Here is a 20,243-nt window from a genome sequence, read left to right on the forward strand (position 1 = left end):
CCCGACGGGAGAAGGAAGGACCCGCACGACGTGACCCCAAGGTAACCCCATGAAGAACATTGCCCAGTTTTTCGTCGATCGGCCGATCATGGCCGCCGTGCTGTCGCTGCTGTTGCTGATTACCGGCGGCATTGCGGTGTTCCAGTTGCCGATCAGCGAATACCCCGAGGTCGTACCGCCCACCGTGGTGGTGAAGGCCAGCTACCCCGGCGCCAACCCCAAGGTGATCGCCGAGACCGTCGCCACGCCGCTGGAGGAACAGATCAACGGCGTCGAAGGCATGCTGTACACGTCCTCGCAGGCGACCAGCGACGGCAGCATGACGCTGACCGTGACCTTTGCCCTCGGCACCGATCTCAACAATGCGCAGGTCGAAGTGCAGAACCGCGTGGCGCAAGCCTTGCCGCGGCTGCCCGACGAGGTGCAGCGGCTCGGCGTGACCACGCAGAAAAGCTCGCCCGACCTGACCATGGTGGTGCACCTGGTCTCGCCCGACCATCGCTACAACATGCTGTACCTGTCGAACTTCGCGCGCCTGCACGTGAAGGATGTGCTGACCCGGTTGAACGGCGTGGGTGACGTGCAGGTGTTCGGCGCCGGCGAGTACTCGATGCGCGTGTGGCTGAACCCGGACAAGCTGGCCCAGCGCGGCCTCACCACCGGTGACGTGGTGAACGCGATCCGCGAGCAGAACGTGCAGGTCGCCGCCGGTGCGCTGAATGCGCCGCCCGGCCCGAACAACTCGGCGTTCCAGCTCAACGTCAACACGCAGGGCCGCCTGAGCAGCGTGGATGACTTCCGCAACATCATCGTGCGCACCGACGCGGATGGCAGCGTGGTGCACCTGGGCGACGTGGCGCGGGTCGAGCTGGGCTCGAACCAGTACGCGCTGCGCAGCTTGCTCGACAACCAGCCGGCGGCGGCGCTGCCGATCTTCGCCCGGCCCGGCTCCAACGCCATCGACATCTCCAACGAAGTGCGCGCCACCATGGCGCAGTTGAAGAAGACCTTCCCGCAGGGCGTGGACTACCGCATCGTCTACGATCCCACGGTGTTCGTGCGCGGCTCGATCGAGGCGGTGGCGCACACGTTGCTGGAAGCGATCCTGCTGGTGGTGCTGGTGGTGATCCTGTTCCTGCAGACCTGGCGCGCCTCGGTGATTCCGCTGATCGCGGTGCCGGTGTCGCTGGTCGGCACGTTCGCGGTGATGTACCTGATCGGCTTCTCGCTCAACGCGTTGTCGCTGTTCGGCATGGTGCTGGCGATCGGCATCGTGGTGGATGACGCCATCGTGGTGGTGGAAAACGTCGAGCGGCACATCGCGCTCGGCCAATCGCCGAAGGAAGCCACGCGCAAGGCCATGCACGAAGTGACCGGGCCGATCGTGGCCACCGCGCTGGTGCTGTGCGCGGTGTTCATCCCCACCGCCTTCATCAGCGGTCTGACCGGCCAGTTCTACCGCCAGTTCGCGATCACCATCGCGATCTCCACGGTGATCTCCGCGTTCAACTCGCTGACCTTGAGCCCGGCACTGGCGGCGATACTGCTGAAGCCGCACGACGCGCCGAAGGATCGCCTCACGCGCATCCTCGACCGCGGCCTGGGCTGGTTGTTCCACCCGTTCAACCGCATGTTCCATCGTGGCTCGGAACGCTACGTGGAAGGCACCCGCCGCTTGCAGGGCAAGGGGCCGGCCGCGCTGTTGCTGTACGCCGGGCTGATCGCGCTGACCTGGTTCGGCTTCGCCCACGTGCCCACCGGTTTCGTGCCGGCGCAGGACAAGCAGTACCTGGTGGCGTTCGCGCAACTGCCCGACGCGTCCTCGCTCGACCGCTCGCAGGACGTGATCGAACGGATGAGCGCGATCGCGCTGAAACAGCCGGGCGTGGAACACGCCGTGGCCTTCCCCGGCCTGTCGATCAACGGCTTCACCAACTCGCCGAACTCGGGCATCGTGTTCGTGACGCTGAAGCCGTTCGAGGATCGGCGTGACCCTTCGCTGTCGGCCGGCGCCATCGCGGCCACGCTCAACCAGAAATTCGCGGCCATCCAGGATGCCTACATCGCGATCTTCCCGCCGCCGCCGGTACAGGGGCTGGGCACGATCGGCGGCTTCCGCATCCAGATCGAGGACCGCGGCCAGCTCGGTTTCGACGAGCTGTACCAGCAGACCCAGAAGCTGATCGCGGCCAGCCGCAAGACGCCGGCACTGGCCGGGCTGTTCTCCAGCTTCCAGGTCAGCGTGCCGCAGGTGGATGCCGACGTGGATCGCGAGAAGGCCAAGGCCGAAGGCGTGAACCTGTCCGACGTGTACCAGACCATGCAGGCCTACCTGGGCTCGCTGTACGTCAACGACTTCAACCGCTTCGGCCGAACCTACCAGGTGAACGTGTCCGCCGAGCCGGCGTTCCGCCACGACCTGGCCGACATCGGCCAGTTGAAGACGCGCAACGACAAGGGCCAGATGGTGCCGCTGGGTTCGTTCGTCACCGTCAAGCGCGGTGCCGGCCCGGATCGCGTGCAGCACTACAACGGTTACCCGACCGCCGAGATCAATGGTGGCCCCGCGCCCGGCTTCAGTTCCGGCCAGGCGCAGGCGGCGATGGAGAAGCTGGCGGCGGACAACCTGCCCAACGGCATGAGCTACGAGTGGACCGAGCTGACCTACCAGCAGATCCTCGCCGGCAATACCGCGATCCTGGTGTTCCCGTTGTGCGTGCTGCTGGTGTTCCTGGTGCTGTCGTCGCTGTACGAAAGCTGGTCGCTGCCGCTGGCGGTGATCCTGATCGTGCCGATGGTGCTCTTGTCCGCGATCGCCGGCGTGTGGCTGTCGGGTGGCGACAACAACATCTTCACCCAGATCGGCTTGATCGTATTGGTCGGACTGGCGTGCAAGAACGCGATCCTGATCGTCGAGTTCGCCCGCGAAATGCAGCTGGAAGGCATGAGCCGCCACGAGGCAGTGCTGGAAGCGGCACGCCTGCGACTGCGGCCGATCCTGATGACCTCGATCGCTTTCATCATGGGCGTGGTGCCGCTGGTGACTTCGCACGGCGCCGGCGCGGAAATGCGTCACGCGATGGGCGTGGCGGTGTTCTCCGGCATGCTCGGCGTGACCATCTTCGGACTGATCTACACCCCGCTGTTCTACGTACTGATCCGCGCGCTGGTGGAACGTCGCGAGGCGCGCAAGCACGCGCAGACCGACGCACTGCCGGCGCTGGAGGGCCACTGAGATGACATCGCTGATTCGTAACACCGTGCTGTTCGCCGCACTCGCGCTGGCCGGTTGCGCCAGCGTGGGGCCGAACTACCAGACGCCGCACACCGCGCCGATGCAGGTGCAAGGTACGGACGCCGCGCGCGAAAGCGCCACGCAGTTCCAGGCGCAATGGTGGAAACAGTTCAACGATCCCACGCTGAACGCGCTGATCCAGAAGGCCGCGGCGAACAACCTCGACCTGCGCATCGCGGTGGCGCGGCTGGCCGAATCGCGCGCGCTGCTCGGCGGTGCGAAGTCGCAGCAGTGGCCCACCATCAACACCGGCATCAGTTACAGCCGCAGCCGCGAGCAGCAGCCCGGCTTCACTGACCAGCGCGTGACCACCACCAGTTACCAGGCCGGCTTCGATGCCTCGTGGGAACTGGATCTGTTCGGTGGCGTGCGTCGCTCGGTGCAAGCCGCCGGCGCCGATCTCGGTGCCAGCGAGGCAGCGCTGCAGGACGCCCAGGTCAGCCTGTTCGCCGAGGTGGCGCGCAATTACTTCCTGTTGCGCGGCACGCAGCAGCGGCAAGCCATCGCCCAGCGCAACATCGCCAACCAGCAAGACACGCTGAAGGTGATCCGTGCCCGCGTCGACGTGGGCACTGCCTCCGACCAGGATCTGGCCAGCGCCAGCGCCCAGTTGAATGCGGTGCAAGCGCAACTGCCGCTGCTCGACATGCAGGCGCACGCCAGCGAGTACCGCCTGGCCGTGCTGCTGGGCGAACGTCCCGGCGAGCTGGACGTGGACGTGTCGCCGGGCACCTTCCACCCGATCGACACCGTGCTGCCGATCGGCGACGCCGGCAACGTGCTGGCACGTCGGCCCGACGTGCGCGCGGCCGAACGCGAGTACGCCGCCGCCACCGCGCGCATCGGCGTGGCCAAGGCGGATTTCTTCCCGCACATCTCGCTGGGTGGTTTCCTCGGTTTCCTCGCGGGGCGCAGCAACGACTTTGGCAGTCCGTCCACGCGTGCCTGGTCGCTCACGCCCAGCATCACCTGGAACGGGCTCAACGTGCAGCGCGTGCGCGCCAACCTGCATGCCGCCGAAGCCCGCACCGATGCGGCGCAGGCGAACTACCAGCGCACCGTGCTGGAAGCGATCGAGGACGTCGACAACGCGGTCACCGGCTACAACCAGCAACACGCCAGCGTGGACAAGCTGATCGACCAGGCCAGCAACAGCCGCCACGCCGCCGATCTCGCCCGCATCCGCTACAAGGAAGGCGCCACCGGCTTCCTCGAACTGCTCGACGCCCAGCGCGTGCAATTGGCTGCCGAGGATGCGCTGGCCCAGGGCGAAGCGGCCATCGACACCCGTGCGGTGGCGCTGTACAAGGCACTCGGCGGCGGCTGGCAAGCCTGCGGCGATGAGCATTGCAGCAAGGTGGCGCAAGCGGCCGTGGCCGACGTGCCATGAACGCAACGCGTACGCCTCGGCCCGCGGAAGCAACCACCGGATCGACGATCTCGCCCACGCACCGCGTGGCGCTGGTCACCGGCGCCAACCGCGGGCTGGGTTTCGAGGTGACGCGGCAACTGGCCGAACGCGGCTACACCGTGTTGCTCGGCGCACGCGATCCCGCCAAGGGCAAACAAGCGGCGAAACAACTGACCGGCCATGCGGGCGATGTGATCCCGGTGGCGCTCGACGTGGACCGGCCCGAGCAAGTCGACGCCGTGGCTGCCTTGATCGAACGCAAATACGGTCGCCTCGACGTGCTGGTGAACAACGCGGGCGGCCATCTGGACGCGACTGCCCGCGCCGAAAGCGTGGATGTCGCCGCGGTGCAAGCCGCGCTCGACACCCATCTGCTCGGCGCGTGGCGACTGTGTCACGCGCTGCTGCCGCTGATGCGCCGGCACGGCTACGGCCGCATCGTCAACGTCACCAGCGGCTGCGCCACCGGCGCGCCGGACGCCATCGGCTATCCCGCCTATCGCGTGTCCAAGGCCGCGTTGAACGCCTTCACCCGCACCCTTGCCACCGAACTGGCCGGCAGCGGGATCCTGGTCAACGCGGTCTGTCCCGGCTGGGTCGCCACCGACCTCGGCGGCAGCGGCGGACGGCCCGTCGAACAAGGCGCCGCCGGCATCGTGTGGGCAGCGTGTCTTCCCGAACCCGGCGTCAACGGCAGGCTGTTCCGCGATGGCCAACGGATCGACTGGTAGACCAGCAACCACCCGTTGCCGTACAGCTCGAAAACCCCGCACCCCCTGTAGGAGCGCACCCTGTGCGCGATGGCTTTTCCGTGACGTGACGAAGAGCATCGCGCACAGGGTGCGCTCCTACACGGCATCCAACCAGGAGCGTGGCGTGGCGCCCCCATGGGTCGCGAAGCATGCTTCTACCGCTGCACCATCAGCGCGAACCATTCCCAGCCGCGCATGTGCTCGGCGATCAGCTTGGTGCTGGTCAGCATCGGCACGGCCAGCAGCGCGCCGGGGACACCCCACAGCCAGCCCCAGATCAACAACCAGAGCAGGATCGCGATCGGACTTACGCGCATGCGCCGGCCCAGGATCATCGGCGTGATCACGTTGCCCTCGAACGCGGTGATGCAGGCGAAGCACAGTGCCGGCAGTACGGCGCTGCCAAGCGCGTCGAAGTGGATCAGGCCGACCAGCAGCAGCACAGTCGTGGTGACGATGGCGCCGACGTAGGGAATGAAGTTGGCCAGCATCGCCACTGCGCCCCACAGCAACGGATCGGGCACGTGCAGCAGCCACAGCATGCCGGCGGTGATCGCGCCCAGGGTGAAATTGATCACCGTGGTGGTGAGGATGTAGCGCGACACCTCGACCTGGATGCTGCGCACGATCGACACGGCATGCCGCTTGTAGCGGAAGTCCGGGCCGATCTCGACCAGCCGTCGCAGCAGCGTGTCGCCATAGACCAGGAAAAAGAACACCAGCAGCACCACGCTCAACACCGCGGCCAGAATCTTGGGCGCGTTGGACACCACGTCCCACGCACTGATCGCCACGTCGGCCGGATGCGGTGCCACACGTGTCGCATGGCCGTTCACCAGGGTCTGGGTGGCGCGGTTGGCCGCCTCCAGCGGGCGGGTGATGTGTTCCAGCTTGGGGATGAAACTGCGGATCGCGTGCGGGGCATTGTGGAACCAGCCCATCGCCGGTTGCGCCAGCATGCCGATGCCGGTGCCGATGCCGCCGATCAGCGCAATCACCAGCACGCTGGCCGCCAGCGCACGCGGGATGTGCCGGCGTGCGGCGAACGCCACGATGGGATTGAGCGCCAGCCCGATGAACGCCGCCAGCACCAGCGGAATCAGCAGGGCCCGCGTGATGGTGGCGGTGTACAGCAACGCCAGCAGCAGCATCGCGTTGAGCACCACGCGAATGCCGCGCAGATGCCGGCGCACGCCACGGCCGCTGCGCAAGCTGTGCGACAACCGCCGCACGCGCGTCACGCCAAGCGGAACATCCTGCACCACCACGTGCACGGGCACGTCGCCGCCAGCCGCCATGGCCGGCGTGCCGGGAGGGTCGATCGTGCTCATGCCTGCGGGTCGCCGCCAGCGGCACCCAGCTCGGCCAGCAAGCGGGTGCCGTGCGCCACGATTTCGGCGAAACCGCCACTGAGCAGCGTGCCGAGGCCTGGCACGCGCAACGGATGCACGTTCAACTTGCCCAGCACGAAACCGGCACCGGCCGCCGCACCCACCGTGGCCAGCGGATAGCGGTGTCCGCGTGCCAGCAACGCCGCCGCCGGCGTCGCCAGCTCGGCACGGTGTGCCGCCACCCGCGCTTGTGCGGTGCGCACCTTGGTCAATTCCCTGAGCAGCTTCATCGTTCCACCTCCCCCTCGTGCTTCGATTCGGCATCCACGTCCTGGTCGGCCTTGCGCAGCGTCTCGTGCATCATCGCGTTCCACTCGCTGCGCGTGGCGGGCAGGCTCATCCAGTGCATGCAACGCCGGAACAGCAGGATCGCGCCGAGCAGGAACAACGCCTGCAGCAGCGCCAGTGCCAGCAACGCCCAGGTCCACGAACCGAACCACGCCGCCAGCAACACACCGACCAGACCCAGCAAGGTCAGCCCCAGGCCTACACCGGCCACCGTGGCTGCCAGCCCTGCCACCAGCATCCACGATACCGCGCTGCGAGCCAGCCCGAGTTCGGTGGCCAGCAAGTGCAACTGGGCACCGAACAACTTGCGCACCGCGCGCCCCAGCTGGCCAACTTCGGCCAGCAGGGACGGTGCTGGCTCGGCGGGCGGCTCGCTCGATGACGGCTTGCTCGCCGAGGGATCGGGCGGCGGAGTGCCCGTCGCGTCCTCAGCCACGGAATCGTGCATCCGCCGTGCCCGTGCCGTTCACCACGTCAGCGACGCAGGATGCGGCCAAGCAACCAGCCCGCGCCCAGCGCGATGGCCACCGACTGCACCGGTTTTTCGCGCACGTAGTCGCGCGCCTGGTCCAGCCATTCATCGGCACGATCCACGCTGCGGTCATAGGCCGCACGGCCGCGCTCGCCCAGCTCGCTGGCCTTGTCGGTGGCGCGATTGGCGGCATCGGCGGCCTTGTCGGTGGCGTGGTGCAGGCTTTCCTCGACGTGGTCGGCGGCGCGATCAACGGCATCCTTGGTGCTGGCCACCGCGTCGGATGTCGCCTGCTTGACGCGTGCGGCGCCTTCGTCGATGCGGCTGCCGGCCTCGGCGGCCTGCGTCTGGACTTGCTTGCTCATGGTTGTCTCCGGAGTCGGGGAGGGGATCACTCTAGCGGGTTGGCGCCACCGTCGGCGTGCCGCCTCGGCCGATCATTCAGCCAGAACGACGGAAAAACGCGATCGCCGCCAGAATCAGGAAAATGACGAACAAGACCTTGGCAATCCATGCCGCCGTGCCGGCGATGCCGGTGAAGCCCAGCAACGCGGCGATGATGGCGATCACCAGAAAGACCAAGGCGTAGTGCAGCATGGTGGGTTCCTCTTGACAGTGCAGGAGCCGCCCATGCGCTCCACGCCGCCATTTCCCCACAACCCATGCGCGCTGGGCGTGAAGGCCGTCCGCGCCGGCCTGCACGCGCCGCCCACATCGGACGGGCAACGCGATCGCAGAAACCGTGCCCGCGATCACGGCCGCGGGTCGCGTCGACAACGCGGCAACGCAGCCAGCTCAAGCCCGACCGGCTCCCGGAGGCGGCCAGCCGCCCCGGCGCGGCCCGATCACGCCGCGGCGGGATTGATCGTGTAGGTGCCCAGCAGTTCCGCCTCGGCCAGCACGTGACCGGCCATCGCCGCGCGCAGTTCGGCCAGATCGAAACCCGGACGCAGGTCGAGCTCGGCCACGTCCAGCGCGTGGATGCGGAAGTGATAGTGGTGCACGATGCTGTCGTTCCACGGCGGGCACGGGCCGTCGTAACCCAGGTAGTCGCCGGCCATCTCGGCATCGCCGGCAAACCAGCCGGTGTAATCGTTCTTGCCCTGCACGCTGCCGGGCGGACCGAAGGGTTCGCGCTTGCCGCGCGGAGTGATGCCATCGCAGCAGGCACCCTCACCCAGCTCGCCGCACTCGGGCGGAATGTTCGCCATCAACCAGTGCACGAACTCCACGCGGGGCAGGTCGGCAGGAACCGTGCGACCTTCCTTGTTCACGTCATCACCACGACTGGGTACGTCGGTGTCGATGCAGGTGAGCACGAACGAACGGGTGTCGTTCGGGGCGTCCGTCCACAGCAGGTGCGGGCTGAGGTTGTCGGACAGTTCGATCGGGTGGCCTGGCTTGCCGAAGGCGTTGCGGGTGGGGATGGGGTGGGTGTGTTGGAAGTTGTCGCTTTGCAGTTGCATGAGGGGCTTCCGTTTTTGGGATTTTGTTTATCGTAGTGGGTGGGGCGTGATGTTGGGTTGCTCGCCTGCGGCGGGCTCTTTCGCTTGTGTCAGCGTGATCGATGACGGGCTCGCCTGCGGCGGGCTTTCGAGCGCCTGCCGGCGCCCGAGTTACCTCTCTTTGCTGGCCCAAAGAGACGTAACCCAGAGAAAGGGCCTGTGGGACCCGCCGACCCTACAAGCCTTGGCGCTTGAGGATTTTTGGAACAGAAGTGGCTCTTCCTGTTACACCATCGGCCACTCCGCGCCGTCACCGTTAACTGAGGGATAGGAAGAGCAGATGCGCATGGTCGAGCTTGGCGCTACGGTGTGCGGCTTTTCATCCCCTTCGAGAGCGGCGCGCGGCGGAGGATCAGGCCCGCAGGGTGGCCGGCAGGGATGCCGGCCAGTTCGCCGTCAGCACAGGATGTGCTGTCGGCGAACCCCCGTAGCCGTGCGCGGACCCGCCGGCTCGTAGAGCCGGTGGGCGCGAACGCAGGGTGCCCCTCTTTTGGTTCTGTTTTTTACTCCGGGCATTCCCGGATCAGGTCCGGGACAGGCTCTGCCCTCCGCCCTTCGGGCCGGCTTCGCCGTTCAAACACGTTCCAGACGCGTTTGTGGACAAGCGAGAAAATGAACCCGGCCGCCGGCAGGCGGGCGGAACCCCCGTCACCACAGGTGACGGCACACACCAGTGGCATCCGGCCATCCAACAAAACACTCGTGCGCCAGCACACCCACTCTCAGGGCGTGTATGTCACCCGATACACCGCCCCCGCCAAATCATCACTGACCAGCAAACTCCCATCAGGCAGCGGCTGCACATCCACAGGCCGACCCCAGGCTTTCTGGTCTTGCTGGAAGCCGGTGATCAGGGGTTCGTAGGAGACCACCTTGTCGCCGTGCAGCCGCACCGTCATCACGCGATAGCCGGATTTTTTGGTGCGGTTCCACGAGCCGTGTTCGGCGATGATGATGGCGCCGCGATAGCTGGCCGGGAATTGTCGGCCGTAGTAGAAGCGCATGCCGAGCGAGGCTACGTGGGCGCCGAGTTTCAGCACGGGCGGGGTGTAGTTTTTGCAGGAATGACCCTTGCCGAATTCCGGGTCGAGGATGTCGCCTTCGTGGCAGAACGGGTAGCCGAAGTTTTCGCTCAGGTGCGAGACCCGGTTCAACTCGTCGCTGGGCACGTTGTCGCCGAGCATGTCGCGACCGTTGTCGGTGAACCACAGCTGGTGCGAGCCGCGGCGCCAGTCGAAGCCGACGGTGTTGCGGATGCCATAGGCCACGTCCTGCACGTCGCTGCCGTCCGGGTTCATGCGCAGCAGCTTGGCGTAGCCGTTGCCCGGGTTGCAGATGTTGCACGGCGCGCCGATCGGCACGTAGAGCTTGCCGTCCGGGCCGAAGGCGATGAATTTCCAGCCGTGGTGACGTTCGGTGGGCAACTTGTCGTAGACCACCTGCGGCGTCGGCGGATCGTCGAGGTGGTCCTCGATGTCACGCAACACCAGGATGCGGCTGACCGCGGAGACGTACAGATCGCCATCGTGGAACGCCACGCCCACCGGCATTTCCAGGCCACTGGCGATCACCCGCACCTTGTCGGCGCGGCCGTCGTGATTCGTGTCGGTCAGCGCATAGACCTTGCCGGCGCCCATCGAGCCCACGAACACGGTGCCCTTCGCACCCAGCGCAATCTCGCGCGCGTTCGGCACCTGGTCCGAATACACCGCGATATGGAAACCCTTCGGCAACACCAGCTTGTCGAGCTGCGGCGAAGCCAGCGCCGGTACGGGCAACAGCATCGACATCATCACCATCGACAGCAGGCACGACACAATGCGCATGGCGGCGACTCCGTAGCGAGAAGTCCCAAGCCTATACCGACCGCCACGCCACGGCAGCACCCGCTCTGCTAACGTGGCGCACTTCACAGGGAGGCCGCATGGGCGAGCTTGAAGATCTGACTACGCTGGTGCGCGCGGCCACGCCGCTGCTGGTGATCGAAACGGTGGACGAGCAGCGGGTGGTGGAATGCTTCCGCCATGTCATCGCGCAGTCGCTGCGCCCGTTGTGGCGCTGGACGCTGACCGACGGCCTGCGCCGGCTCGACTTCGCCGCCGAAACCGAATCGGTGGCGCCCGACGCCACCACCACGCTGGATGCGATCCGCGCCGCCGAAGCGGCCGGCATCTACCTGATGTTCGACTTCCACCCGTTCCTGCGCTACGCGATGAGCCAGCGCCTGCTGCGCGAGATCGTGCAACGGGAACGCTCGGCGGCGCACACCCTCGTGCTGGTCGGCGCCAAGATCGAACTGCCCGACGAACTGGAAGCGCTCGCGCTGCGCGTGCCACTGTCGCTGCCCGACCTGAAGGAACTGGCCGGCATCATGCGCGGCGAAGCGGTGGCCTGGCAGCGCGAGCAGGGCCGCAAGCTGGAAGTGGACAACGAGGCCGCGCGCACCATCGTGCGCAACCTGCTCGGCCTCACCGCGCCGGACGCGCGGCGCATCGTGCGCAAGCTGATCTACAACGACGGCGCGCTCGGCCAGGCCGACCTGCCGGTGCTGATGCAGTCGAAGTTCGACCTGCTCAACCGCTCCGGCCTGCTGCATTACGAATACGCCACCGCCAGCTTCGCCGACATCGCCGGCGTCAGCCACGTGCGCGAATGGGTGCAGCGTCGCCGTGCCGTCTTCCTGGCTGCCACACCCGATCCCGTACTCGACCCGCCCAAAGGCGTGTTGCTGCTGGGCGTGCAGGGCTGCGGCAAAAGCCTCGCTGCCAAAGCCATCGCCGGCGGCTTCGGCGTGCCGCTGGTGCGGCTGGATTTCGGCACGCTGTACGACAAGTACCAGGGCGAAACCGAGAAAAACCTGCACGAAGCCCTAGCCAGCACCGAACTGCTGGCGCCGTGCGTGCTGTGGATCGACGAGATCGAAAAAGGCCTGGCCAGCGGCGGCGGCGAAGACGGCGGCGTGTCGCGCCGCGTGCTCGGCTACCTGCTCACCTGGATGGCCGAACGCAAGAGCAAGGTCTTCGTCGTCGCCACTGCCAACGCCGTGCACGAACTGCCCGCCGAACTGCTGCGCAAGGGCCGCTTCGACGAAATCTTCTTCGTCGACCTGCCACGCCCCGAGGTGCGCCAGCAAATCTTCGCCCTGCACCTGAAACAACGAAAACTCGATCCCACCCACTTCGACCTGCCCGCCCTGGCTGCCGCCAGTGAAGGCTTCTCCGGCGCGGAGATCGAACAAGCCGTCGTCAGCGCGCTCTACGACGCCGCAGCCAGCGAAGGCGGGCTCGACCAACCCACCTTGCTGGCCGCCCTGGGCAGCACCCGCCCGCTGTCCGTGCTGATGGCCGAGCAGGTCGAGGCGCTGCGTGAATGGGCTCGGGGGCGCTGCGTGGCGGCCGATTGACGGCGGTGGAAAAGTCCGGCTTGTACGCGAAGTGAGCCATCCGGGGAGGCCCAGAGGGGGCAGCGAATCATTCGCTGAACCTCCGAGATCGTCCCGCCCTCACCACGGATAAACGGCGGCGCGGCACGCTGGCGCGAAAAGCTGCATGATTAGACGGCAGGTTCAGGCTGCAACACCGATCCAACATGTTGATTCGTGTAGTCATCAACCGACAGACGAGTTCCAACGACCGGGTTTATGCTGCAGGAATAGGTTGCACTTCGTCATCCAATTTAAGTTAGATGCCAATGTTCTACTTTCTCGCAAATGTGGCGGTAGCAGCGGTGGTCTCACTTACCGCTTGGGTCTACATCCCGGGCGGAATTTGGCACCCCAGTCAACAGGTCGTTCGTGCAGCAGCATCTCGCCTCAAGCCAGTTGTGGAGAAACGCGCGGCTTATGTTCGAGCCGCGTTGCCCGACTGGTCCAAGTACACGTTCCAATATCAAGGCCAAACATTTCGTGGCAAGAAAGTGTTGTACGTCAATGCTTACTGCCGTCCGCTAGTGCCGCCGGGGGTAAAGCTCAAGCATCGGGTCATCATCAAGCGCTTCGTCCGGGTTAACGATGGTGGTTCGTGCTACTTTCAGGCGTACTACGATCCAGTAGCAAAGAAGTATCTACTCGTTGGCTTCAATGGCCCTGTTCCTGGCCCGGCTCCTCGGCCTGGCATCTAACACGGCGTTCAAGCCGACGCCAAACCGCTCCGCGGTTCGCCGCGGCTTAACCTGCGTTAGGGCTCTCCATGTGCGCAGCTGAAATTCTAGACATTTCAAAAGCCCTTCTTACGCCGATAATTGCGATCGTGGCGACCTACATTGCTTGGCAACAATGGAAAACAAATCAACGCAAACTGACACTAGATCGCTATGATCGGAGACTTCACGTCTACGAAGAGGTGCGCAAAATTTTGAGTATTATTCTGCGTGACGCAAAAGCGAGTTACGACGATCTTCTCAGATTTCGCACCTCGGTATCGGAGGCGGACTTCTTGTTCGGCAGTGAGATTCCATCCTACATCGACGAGATATACAGCCGAGGGGTAAAGCTGCAGTACTGGTCGAATGAGTATCGAGATTTCACTCAACAGATTCCCGAGGGTTACGATCATCAAAAGGTATGTGATGGCATGCATTCCGAGCTTATCTGGCTTAGCGAACAGTTTGAGCCTGCCAAACAGAAGTTCAAAAAATACCTCGATGTCAGCAAATAGCCCTAACCACTCCGTAAGAGACTTCCCGTCAACCCCAGACGCATGACGCTTTTGCCCTGGGCTTTCAGGCGACTGCCGGCGATGGTGTTGTCAGGCGTTGCATGCTGCGTGTCAGTGCTGCGCGGATCCAACGAGTGTCAGGCTGCATTTCCGTAACCGGCCTTGTGGAGTCGATGCCGCGGACTCGGACCTTTGTATAAACCACCACATTCACCTTGCGTAGATGCGCTGTCCGATCCAGCAGCGATGGTCGCGCCGGCCCGGGGGGGCTGCATATACGGGCCAAAGCATGGATGAACGCGTCGAGGCACTATGCTGCCAACGCCGGCATCCATTCGCTTGAGGCCTTGCCATGAAGACCACCCTTCTCGCGCTGCCCTTCCTGCTCGCCATCGCCTTCGTTGTTTACGCCGAGGGCGAGCTCACCCCGTTTGCAATCTGGAATGCACTACCTGCGGTGGCGGGCTTCGCCCTGTTGTGGGTTGGCCGTCATGCGCGCCTGACGGCGTACAGGATCGGTTGCGCGATCTTCGCCGTCGTCGCGACGCTCTTCGTGACGCTTTTTCATCTCGCCTGGTGGCTGGATTGGCATGGCACGGCGACGGGTTCTTCCACGTCGGCGCTGGCCTTCATCTTCGTTCCCATTTGGGCTTGTCTCCTGGCCACCATCGCCGGGGCATTGGCATGGGGCATCGCCTGGCTCGTTGACCGGCATAGCCTCGCCCGATAAACCGCACCACAAATGGATTGACTCAAGGCGGGGACGATACGCTGCCGCAATAACCGGCACATGCGGCATCATCAGCACTCCCACCCCTGCGCCTGCCTGCCATGCCCAACCTTCCGCCATTCCATCTCGCCTTTCCGGTCAACTCGCTGGCGCAGGCGCGCGCGTTCTACGGCGACCTGCTGGGTTGTCCCGAGGGCCGTTCCAGCGAGAGCTGGGTCGACTTCGATTTCCATGGCCACCAGATCGTGGCGCATCTGGCGCCGGATGAAGTACGCGCCACTGCCGCGCATGACGTCGATGGCGACAATGTGCCGGTGCGTCACTTCGGGCTGGTGCTGGAGATGGACGCCTGGCAGGCGCTGGCCGAACGCCTGCGGGCAGCGGGCACGCGTTTCGTGATCGAGCCGCATGTGCGGTTTGCGGGGCAGGTTGGCGAGCAGGCCACGATGTTCCTGCTCGACCCCAGCGGCAACGCGCTGGAGTTCAAGGCGTTCGCCGATCGCACGCAACTGTTCGCGAAGTAGGGGCGGCCATGGAAGCGGAAGACTTGCGCAAACTGGTGAACGTGCGCATGCCGTACGGCAAATACCAGGGCCGCCTGATCGCCGACTTGCCCGGCGCCTACCTCGCATGGTTCGCGCGCAAGGGCTTTCCGCGCGGCGAGCTGGGCCAACTGCTGGCATTGATGCTGGAGCTGGACCACAACGGCCTGTCGTCGCTGCTCGATCCATTGCGGAAAAAATCGTAATCGCGCAGCGAACCGATCATCCGGCGTGCTTTGCGTACTTCCATGGGGAACATCGCAAAACTTGCATCACCCCAGCGGCTCTTAACAGCCGAAGGGCTGGTCAAGCTGGGGCCCAGTGCCTTTGATGCATTGAGTAGCAAAGGCACTGGGTGACCAGCCCTTCGGCTGTTGAAAAGCACCTCCTGCTTTCGCAGGAATGACGAGCTAGTAAAGCGGTTATCCGTAACTCCCTATGGCGAAGCGGTGGCGTAGCCGAGCAGTTGGATTTCCGCTACCGCGCGTGCAACCCCATTGGCTGACGGAGCAATGCTCACGCGGTAATACGCATAGCGACCCGGCGTTTTCACGCTGAAGGCGCGCGTCTGCAGCGGCCACGCGAAGCGTTCGCCGTGCCGTGTATCCAGCGTGTGCCAGTGCTGACCATCGCTGGAGGCCTGCAGCTGCCAATCCGACGGGGCTGCGGCATGGGCGCCGGAGGTGAGCGTGAGCATCTCCACCTGTTGCGGCTGCGGGTAATGCCAGTTCACGTAGACGGCCCCTGCCGGCAGCGCGACCTCGGTGCTGCTGTCGTGGTCGAACAACGCAGCCAGCTGTGCGATCGCGGGTGTGCTGCTGGCAGTGGCCTGGCCGTGGCCGAGCAGATCGCGCAACGGCTGCGGCTTGCCGTGCGTGGTGAGCGACGGCGGCAACGCGGCCACATCACTGCCCCAGCGCGACGGCTTCGGGCCCATCACGAAATCCAGCGTGGCGCCGCCCGCCAGCAAGGCATGCGGCAAGGTCAGCTTGTTCCACGGCTGGCCGTTGACGCGCAGGCTTTGCACGTAGCGGTTAGTGTCGCTGACCGCGGGCGCATTGATCACGATGTGCTTGCCGTTTTCCAGCCGGATGTCCATGTGCGGGAAATAGGGCGCGCCGATCACGTACGCGGGCGTGCCCATGCGCAGGGGATAGAAGCCGGCGGCGCTGAAGATGTACCAGGCGGACATCTCGCCGTTGTCCTCGTCGCCGAGATAGCCCTGGCCGATATGGCTGCCGACGTACAGCCTCGACAGCACATCGCGAACCTTGTCCTGGGCCTTCCACGGCTCGCCAGCGTAGTCGTACATGTAGATGATGTGATGCGACGGCTGGTTGCTGTGGCCGTACTGGCCCATGCGCACGTCGCGCGCTTCCAGCATCTCGTGGATCGTGCCGCCGTAGCTGCCGACATGGAACACGCCCGGCGTGGCGAAGAACTGGTCCAGCTTTGCCCCCAGCGCGGCGCGACCGCCGTACAGCGCGGCCAGCCCGGCACCATCCTGCGGCGCGTGGAAGGCCATGTTCCAGCCATCGGTCTCGGTGTAATCACCGCCCCAGCGCAGCGGGTCGAAATCGGCCTTGTTGTAACGCCAGTGACCGGCGGCATCGCGGCCGACGAAGAAGCCGACTGACGGCTCGAACAGGTTGACGTAGTCGAGCGCGCGGTTGCGGTAGTAGCGTGCGTCGTCGGCGTAGCTGGCCTGGTAGGGATCGTGCGCATCCGGCGTGGCGGCCAACGCGGCGGCCAGGTTGCCGATGCCGAAGTCGTTGATATAGCCGTCCATCGACCACGACAACCCTTCGTCCACGCCGGTGTCGGTGTAGCCATTGAAGATCGAGCGTTGCAGCCCCTTGCGGCCGGTGCCCTTGAACGGGCTGACCACCGAGGCATCCTTCAGCGCGGCCTGGTAGAACGAGCGCACGTCGAAGTTGTGCACGCCCTTCAGCCACGCATCGGCGAACGCGACGTCGGCGCTGGTGCCGACCATCAGATCGGCATAGCCGGGCGAGGACCAGCGCGCGATCCAGCCGCCATCGCGGTATTCCTGCACGAAGCCGTCGATCATCTTGCCGGCCTGGGTCGGCGTGAACAGCACGTAGGCCGGCCATGCGGTGCGGTAGGTGTCCCAGAAGCCGTTGTTGACGTAGGGCTTGCCGTCGACGATGCGTGCGCCGGTATGTGTGTCGGTGTTGGCACCCACCGGCGGCGAGAACGGGCTGGCGTAGCGATAGTGCGGCTGCGCGGCGCTGCCGGTGTTTTCGTAGGCCTCGTTCGGATACAGGAACAGGCGATACAGGTTGGAGTACAGCGTGGTCAGCTCGCCGCGGCTGGCACCCTTGACGTGGATGATGCCGAGCAACGTGTTCCACGCCTTGTAGGCGCGCTGCTGCACGCTGGCGAAGTTATCGCCCGGCGCGATCTCCAGCGCCAGGTTGTGCTTGGCCTGATCCACGCTGATCAACGAGGTGGCGATGCGCAGGTTCACCGTCTTGTGCGTGCGCGTGTCGAAGCCGACCCACGCGGCCACGTGGTCGGGGCCTTCACTGGTGAGTCGGCCGCTGTCTTGCAGCGGTTGGTCGAAGGTGCCGTAGAAGAACAGCCGCGTGGCGCCGGCGGACAGCCCGCTCTTCACGTCGGACCAGCCGCTGACGCTGCGCGTGGCCGGGTCGATGCTGATGCCGGTGTGGTCGTTGCCGTTCCTGTCGGTGATGTTGTCGAACACCAGTTGCGAGCGCGGCCCGACGAAGGTGAAGCGGAACATCGCCGCGTGATCGGTCGGCGTGATCTCGGTGACCATGCCGTTGTCGAACGCGACGCGATATTCATCGGCACGGGCGATTTCGTGCGCATGAGTGAAGCTCAGCGAGCGTGCCACGCGGTCGAGCACCGGCTTGCCGTCGGCATTCGCCTCCGGCATCAGTTGCAGCGTCTGGCGATCGCCCATCCACGGACTCGGCTCGTGCGACAGCGCGAACGCCTGCAGCCGCGGCCGGTTGTCCGGACCGTTGTGCGCCTGGTACTGGTACAGCCAGTTGCCGCTTGCGTCGGTCACCGGCGTCCAGAAATTGAAACCGTGCGGCAGCGCCACCGCGGGAAAGGTATTGCCGCGCGAGTAATGACCGCTGGCGTTGCTGCCGCGGCGCGTGTCGACGAAGTCCGCCGGATTGTGGCGCGTATCGGGCGGCGCGGCGCCGATGCGGATATCGTCGATGTAGCCGTCGAAGGTGGCGGCCGGGCCGTCGTGGTCGAGCACGATCTGGCGGATGTGGCGCCCCTTGGCCACGTGGCCGAGATCGATCGAGACGTAATTCCACTGGTCCGGATACAGCGTGCGACCCGCGCCTTGCGCATGTGCCGACGCGCCGATGCGATGCTGGTCGACCGCGCCGCGCGTGGACAGCCGGCTGCCATCGTCGAACACCAGATCCACCGCGACATAGGTCGCCGGATTGCGCAGGTCGCCTTCCACGCGCTGCGGGAAGATCAGGTAGGACAGTTGCGTGTCCGCCTGCACCGGCAGATCCACCTTGAACATGTCCGCTTGCTGCCGGCCGCCGGCATCACCGTGGTAATGCAACGAATGCAGGCCGCTGAAGCCGACACCGGCCTTGGCCGTCAGCGCAGCGCCGGAAGGCGGCCCGCCGGCGGTGTCGATCACGAAGCTTGCGCCGGCAGCGGACGCCTGTGGCGCCGGCTCACCCGCCTCGAACGAGCGCATGAAGGTGGCCTGCGGCGCACTCGCCATGCCGATGCCCGACCAGACGCCGAGCAGCAGCGGTATCCATCGACCTGCGTTGCGCATGCTGCAATCCCCGTTGATGTGCTGCGCGCCGGAATCCGGCTAGAGAGTCGATTTGAATCGATCTAAATTGACCCTGTCAAACCGCAGCGCAGCATTCCGGATCGGGTTGGCGACGAGGCTGCAATGACCCGTCGAACACCGTGCTGTTGGGCCTGGCCCAAACCGATTGATCCGGGATGCCTCGCCAGCTTTGACGACTTTTCGCATACGTGAACGCTCGCAGTCACCCCGGGTCGAGAGCGTCTGAAAAATTGCTTGTCAGCTTCCGGGCACCGCGCGCATGCTCTGCCAACTAATCATTGGACAGTCGTAAAACAGGGGACATGGATGGGCTGGCAATACAGGGGCAAGGTCGGCGCGACGCGCGGACCGAAGATGCCGTGTGCGTCGTGGTATCCGCAGCATGGGCGGTGTGGCGTAGTGCCACACCCTGTCAAGGCATGGCGACAAGCTGGCGATCACGCACAAGCAGCGAGATCGCCGTGACCGACAACGCCCACGACAAACTGGCCGAACGACTGGCTGGCACCTTGCTCAAGCTCAACCGGGGCGACGCGCTGGATCGCGACGAGCTTGCTGCCGAATACGGCGTCAGCAGCCGCACCATCTACCGCGATATGGGCCGCTTGGGCAACGTGGTGGAGTGCGACGCCAAAGGCCGCTACCGGATGGTGGCCGAATACCGCGGCCGGCTGAGCCCGCGTGACCTGGAAAACTTCGCCCGCCTCGTCGGCGTGGAGGATCTGTTCCCCCGCAACAGCGCCAGCTTCCTGCTGGCCCTGCTCGACACCCTGGGCAACAGCAGCTTCCTGGTACGTGGCCATCATTACGAGGCGCTGAAACCGCACGACCCGGCGTTCCTGCAGTTGGACGAGGCGATCCGCGACCAGCGACTGTGCACGCTCAACTATGCCGACAAGCGCCGCACCCTGGCGCCGTATCGACTCATCAACAGCAAGGGCATCTGGTACCTCGCCGCTACCGACGCCGGCACGTTGAAGTCCTTCGCGCTGAGCCGCATCAGCCTGCTGGTAGTAAGCGACGAAGCCTTCGAGCCCGACCCCACCGCCCAGCGCCAGATCGATGAAGACGACGACGTCTGGTTCAGCCAGGAAAAAACCGAGGTGCTGCTCAGCGTGGCACCGCAGGTCGCCTATTACTTCAAGCGCCGCAAGCTGCTGCCGCTGCAGCAGATCGACAAGGAGCTGGAGAACGGCGGCCTGATCGTCAGCAGCCGCATCAGCGACCAGAACCAGATACTGCCGCTGGTGCGGTACTGGATTCCACATGTGCGGATCTTGGAGCCGGGGTGGCTGAGGGAGGCGTTGGAGCGGGACTTGCGGGCTTTCCTGGCCTGATGCGCCACACGTATCGCTATCGACGAAAACAAGAGG

Annotated in this window: 18 protein-coding genes; 10 read left to right on the forward strand and 8 right to left on the reverse strand. The window is 65.3% G+C overall.

The window, feature by feature from the left end; translation table 11 throughout:
* The first annotated feature begins 49 nt into the window (after positions 1–49).
* From AB7849_RS09015 to AB7849_RS09025, 3 genes are read left to right on the forward strand one after another with little or no spacing between them, the layout of a single operon-like run.
* The gene (locus AB7849_RS09015) at positions 50–3,235 is read left to right on the forward strand and encodes an efflux RND transporter permease subunit (protein ID WP_369500921.1); all 3,186 of its coding nucleotides are present in this window, start codon (positions 50–52) and stop codon (positions 3,233–3,235) included.
* A gap of 1 nt (position 3,236) precedes the next feature.
* Positions 3,237–4,685, forward strand: a complete 1,449-nt coding sequence (locus AB7849_RS09020; protein WP_008215124.1) for an efflux transporter outer membrane subunit — start codon at positions 3,237–3,239, stop codon at positions 4,683–4,685.
* Positions 4,682–5,437 (forward strand): SDR family NAD(P)-dependent oxidoreductase, encoded by a 756-nt coding sequence (locus AB7849_RS09025; RefSeq protein ID WP_008215123.1) that lies wholly within the window; start codon positions 4,682–4,684, stop codon positions 5,435–5,437. The genes AB7849_RS09020 and AB7849_RS09025 overlap by 4 nt, the downstream gene beginning before the upstream one ends.
* Before the next feature lie 176 nt (positions 5,438–5,613).
* Here AB7849_RS09025 and AB7849_RS09030 read toward each other — a convergent pair whose 3' ends face one another.
* The 7 genes from AB7849_RS09030 to AB7849_RS09060 form a co-directional block, all read right to left on the reverse strand.
* Complete coding sequence (locus AB7849_RS09030) at positions 5,614–6,789, reverse strand: AI-2E family transporter (protein WP_369500927.1); 1,176 nt, start codon at positions 6,787–6,789, stop codon at positions 5,614–5,616.
* Positions 6,786–7,079 carry a hypothetical protein gene (locus tag AB7849_RS09035; protein ID WP_008216270.1) on the reverse strand — a complete coding sequence of 98 codons (294 nt, stop codon included), beginning with the start codon at positions 7,077–7,079 and terminating at the stop codon, positions 6,786–6,788. The genes AB7849_RS09030 and AB7849_RS09035 overlap by 4 nt, the downstream gene beginning before the upstream one ends.
* Positions 7,076–7,585, reverse strand: coding sequence for a hypothetical protein (locus tag AB7849_RS09040; RefSeq protein WP_008216272.1), 510 nt, complete (start codon positions 7,583–7,585; stop codon positions 7,076–7,078). The genes AB7849_RS09035 and AB7849_RS09040 overlap by 4 nt, the downstream gene beginning before the upstream one ends.
* A gap of 26 nt (positions 7,586–7,611) precedes the next feature.
* Positions 7,612–7,974, reverse strand: coding sequence for a DUF883 family protein (locus tag AB7849_RS09045; protein WP_008216274.1), 363 nt, complete (start codon positions 7,972–7,974; stop codon positions 7,612–7,614).
* Positions 7,975–8,050: 76 nt separating this feature from the next.
* Positions 8,051–8,206, reverse strand: a complete 156-nt coding sequence (locus AB7849_RS09050; RefSeq protein WP_008216284.1) for a DUF1328 domain-containing protein — start codon at positions 8,204–8,206, stop codon at positions 8,051–8,053.
* A 248-nt stretch (positions 8,207–8,454) separates the two neighbouring features.
* Positions 8,455–9,075 carry a YbhB/YbcL family Raf kinase inhibitor-like protein gene (locus AB7849_RS09055; RefSeq protein ID WP_008212309.1) on the reverse strand — a complete coding sequence of 207 codons (621 nt, stop codon included), beginning with the start codon at positions 9,073–9,075 and terminating at the stop codon, positions 8,455–8,457.
* 761 nt (positions 9,076–9,836) lie between these two features.
* Positions 9,837–10,940, reverse strand: coding sequence for a PQQ-dependent sugar dehydrogenase (locus tag AB7849_RS09060; RefSeq protein WP_008208681.1), 1,104 nt, complete (start codon positions 10,938–10,940; stop codon positions 9,837–9,839).
* 98 nt (positions 10,941–11,038) lie between these two features.
* Between AB7849_RS09060 and AB7849_RS09065 the strand changes: the two genes are divergently transcribed.
* From AB7849_RS09065 to AB7849_RS09090, 6 genes are all read left to right on the forward strand, one after another.
* Entirely contained in the window at positions 11,039–12,517 is a 1,479-nt protein-coding gene (locus AB7849_RS09065) for an AAA family ATPase (protein ID WP_008208680.1), read from the forward strand.
* A gap of 287 nt (positions 12,518–12,804) precedes the next feature.
* Positions 12,805–13,233 carry a hypothetical protein gene (locus tag AB7849_RS09070; RefSeq protein WP_157618006.1) on the forward strand — a complete coding sequence of 143 codons (429 nt, stop codon included), beginning with the start codon at positions 12,805–12,807 and terminating at the stop codon, positions 13,231–13,233.
* Positions 13,234–13,361: 128 nt separating this feature from the next.
* Positions 13,362–13,769, forward strand: coding sequence for a hypothetical protein (locus AB7849_RS09075; protein ID WP_157618005.1), 408 nt, complete (start codon positions 13,362–13,364; stop codon positions 13,767–13,769).
* Between the two features lie 352 nt (positions 13,770–14,121).
* The gene (locus AB7849_RS09080) at positions 14,122–14,499 is read left to right on the forward strand and encodes a hypothetical protein (RefSeq protein ID WP_008215508.1); all 378 of its coding nucleotides are present in this window, start codon (positions 14,122–14,124) and stop codon (positions 14,497–14,499) included.
* A gap of 101 nt (positions 14,500–14,600) precedes the next feature.
* Positions 14,601–15,023 carry a VOC family protein gene (locus AB7849_RS09085; RefSeq protein ID WP_008215510.1) on the forward strand — a complete coding sequence of 141 codons (423 nt, stop codon included), beginning with the start codon at positions 14,601–14,603 and terminating at the stop codon, positions 15,021–15,023.
* 8 nt (positions 15,024–15,031) lie between these two features.
* On the forward strand, positions 15,032–15,247 hold the full coding sequence (locus AB7849_RS09090; protein ID WP_008215511.1) for a DUF3820 family protein: 216 nt from the start codon (positions 15,032–15,034) through the stop codon (positions 15,245–15,247).
* A gap of 230 nt (positions 15,248–15,477) precedes the next feature.
* Here AB7849_RS09090 and AB7849_RS09095 read toward each other — a convergent pair whose 3' ends face one another.
* On the reverse strand, positions 15,478–18,849 hold the full coding sequence (locus tag AB7849_RS09095; RefSeq protein WP_008215513.1) for a GH92 family glycosyl hydrolase: 3,372 nt from the start codon (positions 18,847–18,849) through the stop codon (positions 15,478–15,480).
* A gap of 482 nt (positions 18,850–19,331) precedes the next feature.
* Here AB7849_RS09095 and AB7849_RS09100 point away from each other — a divergent pair, with 482 nt between their 5' ends.
* Positions 19,332–20,207: a helix-turn-helix transcriptional regulator gene (locus AB7849_RS09100; RefSeq protein ID WP_037101985.1), complete on the forward strand. Its 876-nt coding sequence runs from the start codon at positions 19,332–19,334 to the stop codon at positions 20,205–20,207.
* Positions 20,208–20,243 lie beyond the last annotated feature (36 nt).

Origin of the sequence: Rhodanobacter sp. FW021-MT20 (genome assembly GCF_041107475.1) — a bacterium.
In the GTDB taxonomy this organism is placed as follows: Bacteria; Pseudomonadota; Gammaproteobacteria; order Xanthomonadales; family Rhodanobacteraceae; genus Rhodanobacter_A; species Rhodanobacter_A glycinis.

Coding starts and splice junctions, on each gene's coding strand:
- AB7849_RS09070 (WP_157618006.1), top strand. CDS start 12,805: ATGTTCTACTTTCTCGCAAATGTGGCGGTAGCAGCGGTGGTCTCACTT.
- AB7849_RS09085 (WP_008215510.1), top strand. CDS start 14,601: ATGCCCAACCTTCCGCCATTCCATCTCGCCTTTCCGGTCAACTCGCTG.
- AB7849_RS09035 (WP_008216270.1), bottom strand. CDS start 7,079: ATGAAGCTGCTCAGGGAATTGACCAAGGTGCGCACCGCACAAGCGCGG.
- AB7849_RS09040 (WP_008216272.1), bottom strand. CDS start 7,585: ATGCACGATTCCGTGGCTGAGGACGCGACGGGCACTCCGCCGCCCGAT.
- AB7849_RS09090 (WP_008215511.1), top strand. CDS start 15,032: ATGGAAGCGGAAGACTTGCGCAAACTGGTGAACGTGCGCATGCCGTAC.
- AB7849_RS09015 (WP_369500921.1), top strand. CDS start 50: ATGAAGAACATTGCCCAGTTTTTCGTCGATCGGCCGATCATGGCCGCC.
- AB7849_RS09030 (WP_369500927.1), bottom strand. CDS start 6,789: ATGAGCACGATCGACCCTCCCGGCACGCCGGCCATGGCGGCTGGCGGC.
- AB7849_RS09025 (WP_008215123.1), top strand. CDS start 4,682: ATGAACGCAACGCGTACGCCTCGGCCCGCGGAAGCAACCACCGGATCG.
- AB7849_RS09055 (WP_008212309.1), bottom strand. CDS start 9,075: ATGCAACTGCAAAGCGACAACTTCCAACACACCCACCCCATCCCCACC.
- AB7849_RS09050 (WP_008216284.1), bottom strand. CDS start 8,206: ATGCTGCACTACGCCTTGGTCTTTCTGGTGATCGCCATCATCGCCGCG.
- AB7849_RS09080 (WP_008215508.1), top strand. CDS start 14,122: ATGAAGACCACCCTTCTCGCGCTGCCCTTCCTGCTCGCCATCGCCTTC.
- AB7849_RS09065 (WP_008208680.1), top strand. CDS start 11,039: ATGGGCGAGCTTGAAGATCTGACTACGCTGGTGCGCGCGGCCACGCCG.
- AB7849_RS09020 (WP_008215124.1), top strand. CDS start 3,237: ATGACATCGCTGATTCGTAACACCGTGCTGTTCGCCGCACTCGCGCTG.
- AB7849_RS09045 (WP_008216274.1), bottom strand. CDS start 7,974: ATGAGCAAGCAAGTCCAGACGCAGGCCGCCGAGGCCGGCAGCCGCATC.
- AB7849_RS09095 (WP_008215513.1), bottom strand. CDS start 18,849: ATGCGCAACGCAGGTCGATGGATACCGCTGCTGCTCGGCGTCTGGTCG.
- AB7849_RS09060 (WP_008208681.1), bottom strand. CDS start 10,940: ATGCGCATTGTGTCGTGCCTGCTGTCGATGGTGATGATGTCGATGCTG.